This window comes from Microlunatus speluncae (assembly GCF_009299835.1).
GTDB classification, from domain to species: domain Bacteria; phylum Actinomycetota; class Actinomycetes; order Propionibacteriales; family Propionibacteriaceae; genus Microlunatus; species Microlunatus speluncae.
Map to the genome: position 1 here is coordinate 239,855 of NZ_VKCZ01000020.1, position 13,264 is coordinate 253,118.

Genomic DNA, 13,264 nt, shown 5'->3' on the forward strand with positions numbered 1-13,264 from the left:
GCACGCGGTTCTGCGGCGTGTCGGTGCACAAGTGACGTCTCGGCGATCAATGAATCCGTTCGCCCGACTCCGGATCGAACAGGTAGACCCGCCCGGGCGAGGCGGTCAGCCGGGCCGAGTCGCCCGAGGCGTACGTCTCCGCCGCCGGCGTCTGGACCACGATGTCGGCCGACCCGCCGGTCAGATCGAGGGTGGCCTGGCCGAACTCCATCAGGTGCTCGAAGTACTGCACCGTCACCGCAATCCCGGAGCCGGGCACTGTGGCTTGCCCTTCGACAGGCTCAGGGATCGTGGGGGAGTGGGCCGGATCAGGGATCGTGGGGGAGTGGGCCGGATCAGCGATCCTGGAAGAGTGGACCGGCTCCGGGACCGTTGGGGTCAGCCGGGCGTCCTGCGGCCGGATGCCGACCTTGACCCGATCGCCGTCCCGACCGCCCGTGGCGGCGACGGCCAGTTCACCGTCGCCGATCCGGACCCGGCGTTGATCACCGTCGACGACCAGGGTGCCGTCGATCACGTTGATCTGCGGTTCGCCGACGAACTGCGCGACGAACAGGTTGGCCGGGTCGTCGAAGACCTCGTCCGGGGTGCCGAACTGCCGGATCACGCCGCCGTCCATCACCGCCAACCGGTCGGCCAGGCTCAGCGCCTCCACTTGATCATGAGTGACCACGATCGTGGTGTAGCCGAACTCGCGTTGCAGCAACTTCAACTCGCGGCGCACCCGGTCCCGGGCCGAGGCGTCCAGGTGCGACAGCGGCTCGTCCAGCAACAGCACCGGCGGATTGCGGACCAGCGCCCGGGCCAGGGCGACCCGCTGCTTCTGACCGCTGGACAGGGCGGACGGGCGCAGCCCGAGCAGGTCGGTCATCTCCAACCGGTGCGCGATGCCGTCGACCAGGCCGGCGGCGCCGGCGACCTTGCGCGCCTTGAGCCCGTACGCGAGGTTCTCCCGCACCGACAGCGGCGGATAGAGCGCGTACGACTCGAAGCCGACGCCGATGCCGCGCTTCCCGGGCGGCAGTTGGCTGATCTCCCGGTCGCCGATCTTGATCGAGCCGCTGGTCACCGTCTCCAGCCCGGCGATCATCCGCAACGTGGTGGTCTTGCCGCAGCCGGACGGCCCGAGCAGGGCGATCAACTCGCCGGGCTCGATCTCCAGCTCGATCCCCTTCACGGCATGGAACTCGTGCCGGCCGCCGGGGTTGTAGACCTTGTTCAACTCGGTCAGGGTGAGGCTCTGCGCAACCTCGGTCGCCGTCGTCGTGGTCATGGCCGTGCCTCCCGCTGATCTTCATCGGATCCGCCGCGATCTTGGTCCGGCCGGCTCTGATCTTGATCCGGCTCCCGCGGGGCGGCGCTGCCGATCCGCGCCGTGTCGCCGTCCCCGGCCGCGAACAGGTGCAGGTGGTCGAGCCGGACCAGCGCGGTCACCTCGGCGCCCTCCGCGGCCAGTGGACCACCGGTGGTCAGTCCGATCAAGGTCGTGCCGCCGAGGTCGAGCGAGACCTCGATGTTGCGGCCCAGCCGCTCGGCCAGCTCGACCCGCGCCGGGACGGCTGCGTGACCGGGCCGCGTCGTCCGCGGCTCGGCCAACTCGAGGTCGCTGGGCCGGATCCCGACCCGCAGCCGATCACCGCGGGACAGTCCGAGCCGGGCCGGCACCGGGATCCGCAGCCGGCTGCCCGGCACGGTCAGCCGGCCGTCGTCGATCAGCGCGTCGAGCAGGTTCATCTCCGGCTGACCGAGGGAGCGGGCCACGAACGTGTCGGCCGGGTGATGCCAGATCTCCGCCGGAGTGTCGACCTGGACCAGCCGGCCGTTTCTGATCACCGCGATCCGGGTGCCCAGCGCGAGGGCCTCCTGATAGTCGTGGGTGACGTAGATCGTGGTCGTGTTCGACATCGCGCCGAGGCTCTTCAGCTCGGCCCGCATCTCGGCTCGGAGCTTCGCGTCGAGGTGACTCAGCGGTTCGTCCAGCAGATAGACGTCGGCCGGCCGGACCAGCACCCGGCCGAGGGCCACCCGCTGCCGCTGCCCGTTCGACAGCTCCCGCGGAAAACGATCTTGCAACTGATGGATGCCGAGGGTGGTGGTGACCTGGTCGATCCGCTCCTGCTGCTGGGCCGCCGTGTACTTGCCGGTGCGACCCGACTTCAGCGGCGAGGCGAGATTCTGCCGGAGCGTCTTCTGCGGATAGAGCGCGTACGACTCGAACGCCATCGCCACGTTGCGGTGGTACGGCTCCACCCGGGTCATGTCGATGCCGCCGATGGCGACCGACCCGGCGTCGATGTCGAGCAGCCCGGCGATCGACTTCAGCGTGGTCGTCTTGCCGGCGCCGGACGGCCCCAAGATCACGAAAAACTCGCCGTCGCCGATCTGCAGCGAAAGATCATCGACACCGACGGTCTTCCCGTAGTGCTTGGTCAGGTTGGAGACTTCGACTGTAGCCATTACGCCTTCACCGCCCCGAACGAAAGGCCCTGCACCAGGTAGCGCTGGATGGTCAACGCCAGCACCAGCGGCGGCAGGGCGCCGATCACCGCGGCTGCCGCGGTGAGGTTGTAGTAGGCCTGGCCGCCGCCGCCGAGGAACTTGGTGATCGCCACCGTGACCGTGCTGGCCGCGGTGTCGGACAAGATCAACGGGAAGACGTAGTTGTTCCAGGCGAAGATGAACGCCAGCAGGGCGGCCGCGGCGATGCCGGGCCGGACCAGCGGCAGCGCCACCATGACGAAGGCCTGCCGCCGGGTGTAGCCGTCCAGCAGTGCGGCCTGCTCCAGATCCTCGGGAAGATCTTGGAAGTACGACCGCAGGATCCACACCACCAGCGGCATGGTGACCAGTTGCAGCACCCAGATCATGCCGACCTGGGTGTCGAACAGGCCGACCTGGTTGTAGATCACGAACAGCGGCACGATCACCATCAACTCCGGCGCGAACCGGAACGACAGCATCTGGAACATCAGGTCGTTCGAACCCTTGTATCTCCACCGGCCCGCCGCATAGGCCGCGGGGATGCCGATCAGCAGCGAGACGATCACCGCGCCACCGCAGTTGATCAAGCTGGTCAGCAGCGCCGCCTTGTAGTCGACGCTGGTCAGGTCGGTGCCGCGCTGGGACAGCACGGTGGCGAAATTCTCCAGGGTGGGGGAGAAGACGAAGAACGTCGTGGTCTGCTCCGCCCCGGTCTTCAGCGACAGCAGCACCATCCAGATGATCGGGAACAACGAGAAGATGAACCAGCCGATCAGGATCAGGTCGCCGCCGACACTGGCCGGGGTGAACCGGCGCTGCCCGGGCAGCAGTTCGCGAGCCGACATGGCTCAGCCCTCCGATCCGGCGGCGCGGGCCTGGGCCTTGCCCAGCACGCCGACCAGGTAGCGAGCGGTGATGAACACGATGATCCACAAGATCAACATGTACGTCGAGCCGCGGGAGTAGTCCATGTTGGTGATCGAGTCCTCGAAGGCGCCGATCTGCAGCGTCCGGGTGGCCACGCCGGGACCGCCGGCGGTGAGCACGTAGATGTGATCGAACACCTTGAGGTTGTCCATGAACCGGAAGATCACCGCCACGAGAATGTAGGGCCAGATCATCGGCAGCATCAGCCGACGGAACATGTAGAACCAGCTCGCGCCGTCCACGTCGGAGGCCTCGAACGGCTCCTTCGGCAGCGACCGGATCCCCGCCAGCACCAGGATCGCCACGAACGGCGTGAAGATCCAGATGTCGACCAGGATCACCGAGGCCAGCGCGTTCTGCCGGCTCAGCCAGTCGAAGGTCGCGCCGAGGCCGAAGATGTGGTTGAGGATGCCGAATTGCGGGTTGAACATCAGCTTCCAGATCACGCCGGCGATCACCGGGGCGATCATCAGCGGCAGGATCAGCACCTTCTCGAAGATCCGGCCGATCAGGCTGGACCGGTTCAACAGCAGCGCGATGATCAGCCCGATCACCGTCTCCAGCGCGGTCGCCGCCACCGCGAAGATCAAGGTCACCCCGACGCTGCCCCAGAACTTGGAGTCACCGAGCACGGAGGCGAAGTTGGCGAACCAGACGAAGCGTGGGTTCGGGTTCACCGCTGCATAGTTGAGGAAGGTGTAGATGGCGCCGATCGCGAACGGGTAGAGGATCCCGATGATGATCGCCACGGCGGGCACCGAGAGCAGATAGGGCCGCAGCTTGCGACGCCAGGTCGGCACCTCGGGCGGCGCGCTCCGGCCTGCTCGTTCCGTGGTATCGGATCCGGGTGGGGTCTGAGTGGTCGTCATTGATCAGCCCTCCTCAGAGATTGATCTTGGAGGTGTTGGTCCGAGCCAGGCTGTCCAGCCGGCTACGCGCGTCTTCGCCGCCGTAGATGTCCTGCAGCGCGACGGCCCAGTCCTCGGTGGTGCCGAAGAACTTCTTCTGCGGCGAGAACTGGATCTTGGAGTCCTTGATCACGGTCTCGAACGCCTCGAGATAGCCGGGCTGATCACTCAGCTGGCTCTTGAACACGGTGTCGAAGACCGAGGCCCGCACCGGGTCGGCGTACGTCCCGCTGCTCACCGCCTTGCTCAGTGCCTCCTTGCCGGTCGCCCACTGGATGAACAGCCAGGCAGCGAGCTTGTTCTTGGCTTGGGAGTTCATCGCCCAGGACCAGGTCCACAGATTGGTCTTGTAGTTGCCGTCCGGCCCGGCCGGACCCGCATACCAGCCAAGGTTGCCGGACTCCTTGGAGACGCCGGGCCGGTTCTTCGGATAGGTGGCCGAGTCGGCGTCGTAGCACATCATCGCGACGCCGTCACCAAGATCACCGGTCGCCTGCGGATACTCGTACGTGGTCCACGAGGTCGGCCCGGCCCGCTGCATCAGCTCGATCCACTTCTGGTGGAAGGCGACCGAGCCGTCGGAGTTCATCTGCGCCTTGAACTGGCCGTCCTCGAAGACGTAGTCGACCCCGCCCTCGCGGCTGAACTGGGTCATGAATCCCGGATGGATGGTGGCCCAGGACTTGGAGCCGCGGGCGGCGACGCCGTAGCGGTTCTCGGTCCGGTCGGTCAGCTCGATCGCCAACTGGATGAAGTCGTCGAACCGGTCCGGCAGCGTGATCCCGCGAGAATCGAAGATCTTCTTGTTGTAGGTGACGACGTTGTTCTCGAAGCCCCAGGGGATCGACCACTGGCCGCCGGTGCCGAGCGGGCTGCCGGTGTTGAAGTCCCACTGGGTCGACTGCCGCAGGCCGGGGTAGATGTCCTCGAAGTCGTACTCGTCATTGGTCGCCGAGGAGTTCTCGATCCACGGCTTGAGGTCCTCCAGCCAGCTCGGCGGGCCGTACTGCCAGATGAAGTAGGCGCCGAGCATGAACGCGTCGTGCTTGCCGGTGCCGCCGGCCAGCTCGGTGTTGAGCTTGGTGAAGTAGCTGCCCTCCGGCACCAGGTCGGTGATCACCTCGATGCCGGTCAGCTCGCTGAATTCCTTCAGCAGCGGCTGAAACGCCTGTTGGTACGGATGCGGGGTCTGCAGCAACTTGAGCGTCGTACCGGCGGCCTTCTTCCAGTCGAAGCCGCCGCTCACCGCCGACGCCCCGTTGATCGCCGGCGGGGCGCCGCCGATGCCGCAGGCGCTGAGCAGTGGTGCCGCAACGCCCGCCGCGCCGAGCCCGAGCGCCGCGCGCCGGGACAGTCTGTGTTCAGCCATCGCTACCTCTCCGTTGAGTGCCTCGCTTGTTCCGTTCCCTGAGCTTGTCGAAGGGCAAGCCCGATCTGGTCTGCGCTTCGACAGGCTCAGCGAACGAAGATCAAGGGATCAGGGAGACCTTGATCGACTTCGTGCCGTCGGAGACCAGTTCCAGGCCCTGCTGGAAGTCGGCCAGCGGCAGTTGGTGGGTGCAGATCTTGTCCATCGGCAGCCGGCCGGACTCGATCAGCCGGATGGCCGCGGGCCAGCAGTTGGGCCCGAGGTGGGCGCCGAGCACGTCCAGCTCCTTGTCGTCGCTGATGATCGACCAGTCGACGGTGACGTCGTCGCGGAAGACGCCGTACTCGACGTACGTGCCGAGCTTGCGCAGCAGCTTCAGCCCCTGCGGTACGGCAGCCGGGTGGCCCGTGCCCTCCAGGTAGACGTCGGCGCCGTAGCCGTCGGTGAGGTCCTTGACGATCGTGTCGGCGTCCTCCTCGGCGATGTTGATCACCAGGTCGGCGCCGCACTCCTTGGCGATCTCCAGCTTGTGCGGCGCCATGTCCAACGCGATCACCGTGGCCGGGTTCTTCGACTTGGCGCCGGCCACCATGCCCAGGCCGATCGGGCCGCAGCCGGCGACCACGACGACGTCGTCGAAGCCGATCCCGGCCCGCTCGACCGCGTGCAATGAGCAGGACAGCGGCTCGGCGAACGCGGCGTGATGGGCCGGGATCTCCTTCGGCACCTTGTGCACCAGCGCGTCGACGTTGTAGATCATGTATTCCGCCATCGCGCCCGGCGTCCGGCGCTTGAACCCGTAAAGATCATGCGGACCGCACATCCAGTACTGCCCGCGGAGGCAGTAGCGGCACTTCCAGCACGGCACGATCTGTTCGCTCACCACCTGGTCGCCGGCGGCGATCTTCCACTTCTCGGCCGCCACGTCGTCCAGCTGAACAACGGTTCCGGCGAACTCGTGACCGGGGATCACTTCGGTCTCGGCCCAGGCCGGTCGGGTGGCGTCGCCCCAGAACTTCGCGGCCCCGTGGTAGCACTTCAGATCACTGGCGCAGATGCCCACCGCGTCGACCTTGACCAGGGCCTCGCCCGGCCCCGGCTTGGGCACCGGAACCTCTTCCAGCGTGTAATTCTCGGGGCCGTGACAGATGACGGCCTGCATCGTCTGCGGAATCTCCGCGGGGTTCGACATCGAGCTCCTCCAAGTGATCCACGTCGTCCGATCCGCGCGATCGGGGGATGGCTGCACTCTAACCAGCGGCTCGTACATATGTCCAGAACAAAGTTGCAGGCACGGGACAGTTGTGCACATCTGCTCACGTGAGCACCGACGTGGGTCATACTGTCCCCATGGCAATGACCAGCCGACCCGACTCGCCGCCGGAGCGCCCGGCCGATCTCGGACGACGCGGCCGGGCTGCGGAGGCCGGTCACTTCGCCGCGTCGCTGCTCTACACCGCGGCCAAGATGTACTACGACGAGGAGGCGACGCAGGCCGACGTCGCCAACCGGCTCGGCACCAGCCGGGCCACCGTCTCCCGGATCCTCGCCGAGGCGCGCCGCCGGGGCATCGTCAAGATCGAGATCGTTCCGCCGGACGAGCACGCCGACGCCGGGCTGGCCGAGCGGGTCGCCGCCCTGCTCGGCCTGGAGCGGGTCTATCTCTCCGCCCCGCTGCGGAACGGCCAGCGCGGCGGCGACGGCCTGGGGCCGGTCCTGGCTCCGGCGGTGAGTACGGCACTGACCGAGGCCGGCCTGGCCTCCGGCGACGTGCTGCTGGTCTCGTCGGGGCGGACGATCTATGAGGTGGCGCGCTATGACCTGCCGCCGCTGCCCGGGGTGGTCGTGGCGCCGACGGTCGGCGGTCAAGATCAACCCGAGGGTTGGTATCAGACCAACGAGATCACCCGGATGGTCGCCGCCCGGATCGGCGGCCGGGCCACCTATCTGTTCGCGCCGGCGCTGCCCGGGCCCGATCTCTACAAGACGTTGATCAAGGACCCGTCGATCCAGCGGGTGCTGCACCTGTGGCCGCGGGCCCGGTGCGTGCTCAGCGGTGTCGGTGCGCCGCCGATGGTCCGCTCCGACATGCCGCACTTCGTGCCCGCCGGCGAGGCGTCACTGGTCGACGCGGTCGGCGACGTCTGCTCCCGGTTCTACGACCGCCAGGGCCGGCCGGTTTCCTACGCGGGCAGCGAACGGTTGATCGCCCTCTCCCTGGCCGAGTTGAAACGGATCCCGATCACCATCGCCGTCGCGTCGGGCCCGGACAAGATCAACTCCATCCTGGCCGCCGCCCAGGCCGGCTACTTCAAACGTCTGGTCACCGACCCGGCCACCGCCGAACGGCTGCTCGAGGTCGCCGCCTGAGCTGCCCGGGCGGAGTGAGTGCGTACGGATTCGGACGGGTCGTCGCGCGCTTGCGCGGCGTTCGGCCACCGGACCCCGACTTCGCCGATGACCTGGTCGAGGTGCTCGACTCGGTGAGTGAAGGTCCCGCGGATCCATGGGCATGATCGTCGATACCCCGGTCTTCATCAACCTGGAACGGGCATCGGGAACAGATCGGAACGCGGATCTGTTCCGGCGATCGATGTCGATCTGTACACGGCCAGAGCGCGCGCCGGATTGTGGGCGGACCTAGCCGGCAATCTCCGCCATTTCGATCGGGTGCCGGGCCACGAAATCGTTGCGGTCGGTTAGCCGGGGCCCCGACCTCAGCGCGGGCGATCCCGACCGGACAGGCGTTGCAGCAGTTGCTTGAGCCGGCGCTGGTTCTCCGGCTTGCTGAGCTCGTGGCGCCCACGGTCCATCACCTGCCGGCCGCGCGGGGTGTCGAGGAAACGGCGGATCCGGTCGAGCAACGTCATCTCTGGCTCCTGATTGGGGTCGGAGGCTGGCCAGCCTAGCTCCGCGGCGGTAATGGGGCGGAGGTTGCGCCGTCGCCTGGCCCGGCTGAGAAAATCTCCCCGTGACCAAGTTGCTGCTCGATGTCGACACCGGGATCGACGACTCGATCGCCCTGCTCTATCTGCTGGGCTCGCCGGAGGCCGAGATCCTCGGCATCTCCTGTACGGCGGGCAATGTGTCGGCCCGGCAGGTGGCGATCAACAACCTGGCCTGGCTCGAGCTGTGCGGTGCGGGGCCGATCGAGGTCTGCCTCGGGTCGGAGATCCCACTGATCCAGCCGCTCAAGACCTCGCCGGAGACCCACGGGCCGCAGGGGATCGGCTGGGCCGAGTTGCCGGCGCCGAGCCGGGAGATCTCGGCGCGGCACGCGGTCAACCTGTGGAGCGAGGTCGCGCGGCGGCAGCCGGGTGAGGTCGTTGGCCTGGTCACCGGCCCGCTGACCAACCTGGCGCTCGCCGTACGCACCGATCCGGAGCTGCCCCGGCTGCTGCGGCGCCTGGTGGTGATGGGCGGATCGTTCGATCATCCCGGCAACACCACGCCGACCGCGGAATGGAACATCGCGGTCGATCCGGATGCGGCCAAGATCGTCTTCGACGCGTTCAGCGGGTTGCCGGCCGATCAACAGCCGATCATCTGCGGCCTCAACATCACCGAGACGATCGCGCTGGCACCGGCCCAGTTGGCCCGGCTGGCCGAGGCCGCGGGATCGACCCCGGTCGAGACGCCGAGCCCCGACGAGCCGGTCGGGGCCCGGTCCGCGGCGAGCAATCCGCTGGTCCGGCACGTGGTCGACGCGATGCGGTTCTACTTCGAGTTCCACCGGGACTGGAACTGGGGCTGGTTCGCCCACCTGCACGATCCGTTCGCCGCGGCGGTCGCGCTGGACCCGGACTGGGCCGAGCTGCGGCCGGCCACGGTCGATGTCGAGCTGGCCGGAGCGCTGACCCGCGGCACCACGATCGCCGACTGGGGCGGCAAATGGGGCCGTGAACCCAACGCCTGGGTGGCGATCCGGACCGATCCGGAACGGTTCTTCGATCAGTTGATCGACCGGATCGGCGGGCTCGCCCGCCGGCTTCCGGGCGCCACCACGGAGACGGCAGACTGATCCCGTGACCGAGCCCGCGCACTACGCCCGCCTGTCCCGCAGCTACTACCCGATCATCACCGCCCTGTTCACCGCGACCTTGATCATCTCCAACGTCGCGGCCAGCAAGGGAGTCAGCTTCCTCGGTGATCAGTCGCTCATGCTGGGGCCGCTGCAGATCCTGCCGATCAACACCGACGGCGCGTTCTTCCTGTTCCCGTTGGCCTACGTCCTCGGCGACGTGCTGAGCGAGGTGTACGGATTCCGGGCGGCCCGCCGTGCGGTGATCACCGGCTTCGTCGCCCTGCTGCTCGCCGCGGCCTGTTTCTGGATCACGATCCAGCTGCCGGCGGCGGCGTTCTACGAGAACCAGGCGTCGTTGGAGGCCGTGATCGGGGTCGTGCCGCGCCTCGTGCTGGCCGGCCTGATCGCCTATCTGGCGGGGCAACTGCTCAACTCCGCGGTGCTGGTCTGGATCAAGAACCGGTGGGGCGAGAAGCGGCTGTGGGTCCGGCTGATCAGCTCGACCGTGGTCGGTGAGTTCGCCGACACGTTGATCTTCTGCAGCATCGCGGCCGGGGCGATCGGCATCACCACCGGCGCCGACTTCGTCAACTACGTGATCGTCGGCTTCCTCTGGAAGACCCTGGTCGAGATCCTGGTGCTGCCGATCACCTACCGGGTGATCGCGATCTTGAAGAAGCGCGAGCCCGGCTACGCCGAGGAAGCTCCGGCCGCGGAGCCCGCCCGTACTTCCTAGGTGCCGATGGTGCTCCGGACGTCCAGCAGTTCCGGGAAGAAGGTGAGGTCCAGGGCCCGGCGCAGGAAGGCGACGCCGCTCGAGCCGCCGGTGCCGCGTTTGAAGCCGATCACTCGCTCCACAGTCTTCAGGTGCCGGAAGCGCCAGAGCTGGAAGCCCTCTTCGACGTCGACGAGTTCCTCGCAGGTCTCGTACGCCGCCCAGTGCCGCTCCGGGTCGTCGTAGATCACCTTGAAGACCGCGGTCACGGCCGGGCTGGCCTGGTACGGTTCCGCGAAGTCCCGGTCCGCGATCTCGTCCGGCACGGCGAATCCCCGCCGCCGGAGATGACGCAGGAAGCTGTCGTACAGCGACGGCGCCCGCAGGTCGGCGGTCAGCTGCGCGTGCGCCGCCGGATCGTGCCGGAACACCTGGGTCATCCCCGGCGTCTTGTTGCCCAGCAGGAATTCGACGGTCCGGTACTGCAGCGACTGGAAGCCGGAGGCGTGGCCGAGCACGTCCCGGAACTGGGCGTACTCGATCGGTGTCAGGGTCGCCAGCACGGCCCAGGCGTCGAACAGCTGCTTCTGCACGTGCTTGATCCGCGCCGTGCGCTTCAGTGCCGGAGCAAGATCATCAGCGTCGAGCAGCGCGATCGCCGACCGCAGCTCATGGATGATCAACTTCAGCCAGAGCTCGGTGACCTGGTGCTGGATGATGAAGAGCAACTCGTCGTGGTGATCGGACCGCGGCCGTTGCGCGTCCAGCAGCCGGCCGAGGTCGAGATAGTCGGCATAGCTGAGCTGCCGGCCCAGATCGGTCTCCATCCCCTCCTCGATCGGCCGGTACGTCATCGCGCCACCCCGGTCAGCAGCTCTGCCCGGATCCGGGTCGCCGACTGCTCCGGCGACAGCTCGGTCACGTCCAGCACCAGGTCGTCGATCGCCGCCCGATCCAGGATCGCGTCCAACTCGCCCGAGCGGTGCAGGTGCCAGTCCCGGACAGCCGAGTCCCGCTCATGCCGGCGCTGCAGTCGCCGCCGGATCAGCGCCAGATCCGCCGTCAATCGGACCAGGCCGACCGGTCCGCCGACGGCCTCGGCGTGCTGTCGCCGCTGCTCCGCCGTCTCGATCACGCCGGCCATGATCAACACCCGGGCTCCGGCGGCCCGGAAGTTGGCGGCGACATCGCGCAGGTTGGTCAGCGTGATCGCTAGGTTGAACGGGTCCCCGGGCGGGCTGGGCCAACATTCGCGGAGCCGGTCCAGGTCGATCAGGGCGCCCGGGATCCCTTCCCGGTGCAGGATCTCGGACAGCCTCTGAGCCACCGTCGTCTTGCCCGAGCCGACGGTGCCGTTGATCAACACGGCTTGAAAGTCCTCGCTCATGGTCCCGAGATTAACGACATCCGACAGCAGGGGCTCCGTCGACGTCGTCCGCCGGCTGGTCGATGGAGACGTTGGGGAACGTCTTGTCGACCGGACCGCGCCGGGTCAGTCGGGTGTCCGCTCGGGCCGGAAGCCGCGGGCGCGTTGCAGGGCCAGCGCGAGCAGGCCGGTGATCGCACCCCAGGCAGCGTTGCTGAGCAGCACCGCGATGATCGCCCCCGGCATCGCCAGCGGGCCCTGCAGTCGGCCGGTGACGATCGGCGAGGCGATCGCGCTGAACACGGTCGAGAAGACGGCGTAGGCCAGGGCGGCGAACACCAGGGTGAGCACCGGATGGCGGACTCGGGTCAGGCCGACCACCCCGATCCAGGCCGCGGAGATCAGGATCGTCAGCGTGATCGCCACGGCCGGCGGCCGGTCACCGCCGACGGCCGCCACGACGGTGCTGACCAGAGGGCGCACCATGGCCAGGACCCCCAGTCCGAGGATCAGTGGCCAATGCAGTCTGGTGATTATGCCCATGTGATCAAACCTAGGCAGCGGCCCGGCCGGCGCCATCCGCCCGAAAGCGTCAGCGGGGGTCGCTTCTCGACGATCCGTGGGCCAGAGCAGAATCGGGCTCATGGGGACCGAAGAGTTGCTGCGCCGGATCACGACCGTGCTTGACGAAGACCCACGGGTCCGCGCGGCCTGGCTGGTCGGCAGCTACGGCCGCGGCACGCAGGACGAGTTCAGCGACATCGACGTGTGGCTGGTGGCCGACGATCGGGACGGGCTGGCCACTGACTGGGCGGACCTGGGTGACCGGATCGCGCCGTCGATCTATCGCGAGCGCCGCGACTTCGGTCCGGTGACGCTGTTCAACCACGTAACGCCGGAGTGGTACCGGCTGGATTTCACGATCACCGGACCGGACGCCGTCCCGGGCCGGGCGCGCAACCTGGTCCGGCCGCTGCTGGACCGCGATGATCTTGCCGCCCGACTCGGCCCGCCCGCCGAGCCGCTGCAGCCCGACCCCGGCAATGTCGAGCGGTTGATCAAGGAATTCTTCCGGGTCCTCGGCCTGACGCCCGTTGTGCTGGGCCGGGCCGATCTGATCACCGCGGCCTCCGGGGCCGGCCTACTCCGGGACTTGTTGATCAACCTGATGCTGGAGGACGTCGCAGTACCGGATCGAGGCGGGGCACTGCACACCTCGGCCCTGTTGCCGCCGGACCGGCGGGAGCAGGTGGAGCGACTGCCCGCGATCGAGGCGACCCGAGAGTCGGCCGTCGCGGTGCACCGGGCCTGCACCGAGCTGTTCCTGCCCCTGGCCCGCGACCTCGCTGCGCGCACCGGCGTGACCTGGCCCGATGAGTTCGCCCGGGCTGCGTTGGCTCGGGTCCGGCCGCTCGGCGCGGATCCGACGGTCGCGCAGGACTGATCGGGTCACCGCCGACCGGTCCGTGCCCGT

14 protein-coding genes are annotated in these 13,264 nt (G+C 68.0%); 4 read left to right on the forward strand and 10 right to left on the reverse strand.

The features are described from left to right. Positions 1–46: 46 nt before the first annotated feature. From FNH24_RS26600 to FNH24_RS26625, 6 genes are all read right to left on the reverse strand, one after another. Positions 47–1,273, reverse strand: coding sequence for an ABC transporter ATP-binding protein (locus FNH24_RS26600; RefSeq protein WP_152365265.1), 1,227 nt, complete (start codon positions 1,271–1,273; stop codon positions 47–49). After that, positions 1,270–2,457, reverse strand: coding sequence for an ABC transporter ATP-binding protein (locus tag FNH24_RS26605; RefSeq protein WP_152365266.1), 1,188 nt, complete (start codon positions 2,455–2,457; stop codon positions 1,270–1,272). Before FNH24_RS26605 ends, FNH24_RS26600 begins: the two co-directional genes overlap by 4 nt. Beyond that, a complete protein-coding gene (locus tag FNH24_RS26610) occupies positions 2,457–3,326 on the reverse strand; it encodes a carbohydrate ABC transporter permease (protein WP_152365267.1) in 870 nt (289 codons plus the stop codon). The genes FNH24_RS26605 and FNH24_RS26610 overlap by 1 nt, the downstream gene beginning before the upstream one ends. Before the next feature lie 3 nt (positions 3,327–3,329). Beyond that, positions 3,330–4,277: a carbohydrate ABC transporter permease gene (locus FNH24_RS26615; protein WP_152365268.1), complete on the reverse strand. Its 948-nt coding sequence runs from the start codon at positions 4,275–4,277 to the stop codon at positions 3,330–3,332. 13 nt (positions 4,278–4,290) lie between these two features. Beyond that, a complete protein-coding gene (locus FNH24_RS26620; protein WP_152365269.1) occupies positions 4,291–5,685 on the reverse strand; it encodes an ABC transporter substrate-binding protein in 1,395 nt (464 codons plus the stop codon). Between the two features lie 100 nt (positions 5,686–5,785). Then, positions 5,786–6,877 carry a zinc-binding dehydrogenase gene (locus tag FNH24_RS26625; protein ID WP_152365270.1) on the reverse strand — a complete coding sequence of 364 codons (1,092 nt, stop codon included), beginning with the start codon at positions 6,875–6,877 and terminating at the stop codon, positions 5,786–5,788. 158 nt (positions 6,878–7,035) lie between these two features. Between FNH24_RS26625 and FNH24_RS26630 the strand changes: the two genes are divergently transcribed. Continuing rightward, positions 7,036–8,055 carry a sugar-binding transcriptional regulator gene (locus FNH24_RS26630; RefSeq protein ID WP_217428557.1) on the forward strand — a complete coding sequence of 340 codons (1,020 nt, stop codon included), beginning with the start codon at positions 7,036–7,038 and terminating at the stop codon, positions 8,053–8,055. Between the two features lie 347 nt (positions 8,056–8,402). On the opposite strand, the gene FNH24_RS31755 is transcribed toward FNH24_RS26630, so the two are convergent. Next, positions 8,403–8,555, reverse strand: a complete 153-nt coding sequence (locus FNH24_RS31755) for a hypothetical protein (protein WP_170304530.1) — start codon at positions 8,553–8,555, stop codon at positions 8,403–8,405. A 101-nt stretch (positions 8,556–8,656) separates the two neighbouring features. Here FNH24_RS31755 and FNH24_RS26635 point away from each other — a divergent pair, with 101 nt between their 5' ends. Beyond that, positions 8,657–9,706 (forward strand): nucleoside hydrolase, encoded by a 1,050-nt coding sequence (locus FNH24_RS26635; protein WP_152365271.1) that lies wholly within the window; start codon positions 8,657–8,659, stop codon positions 9,704–9,706. A 4-nt stretch (positions 9,707–9,710) separates the two neighbouring features. Further along, positions 9,711–10,445, forward strand: a complete 735-nt coding sequence (locus FNH24_RS26640) for a queuosine precursor transporter (RefSeq protein ID WP_152365272.1) — start codon at positions 9,711–9,713, stop codon at positions 10,443–10,445. Here FNH24_RS26640 and FNH24_RS26645 read toward each other — a convergent pair. The 3 genes from FNH24_RS26645 to FNH24_RS26655 form a co-directional block, all read right to left on the reverse strand. After that, on the reverse strand, positions 10,442–11,278 hold the full coding sequence (locus FNH24_RS26645) for a tryptophan 2,3-dioxygenase (protein WP_152365273.1): 837 nt from the start codon (positions 11,276–11,278) through the stop codon (positions 10,442–10,444). The two genes, FNH24_RS26640 and FNH24_RS26645, sit on opposite strands and share 4 nt — an antisense overlap. Then, complete coding sequence (locus FNH24_RS26650) at positions 11,275–11,811, reverse strand: AAA family ATPase (RefSeq protein WP_152365274.1); 537 nt, start codon at positions 11,809–11,811, stop codon at positions 11,275–11,277. Before FNH24_RS26650 ends, FNH24_RS26645 begins: the two co-directional genes overlap by 4 nt. 105 nt (positions 11,812–11,916) lie before the next feature. Continuing rightward, entirely contained in the window at positions 11,917–12,276 is a 360-nt protein-coding gene (locus FNH24_RS26655; protein ID WP_217428558.1) for a hypothetical protein, read from the reverse strand. A 157-nt stretch (positions 12,277–12,433) separates the two neighbouring features. Here FNH24_RS26655 and FNH24_RS26660 point away from each other — a divergent pair, with 157 nt between their 5' ends. Continuing rightward, positions 12,434–13,234, forward strand: coding sequence for an aminoglycoside 6-adenylyltransferase (locus tag FNH24_RS26660; RefSeq protein WP_152365276.1), 801 nt, complete (start codon positions 12,434–12,436; stop codon positions 13,232–13,234). The last annotated feature ends 30 nt before the right edge of the window (positions 13,235–13,264 follow it).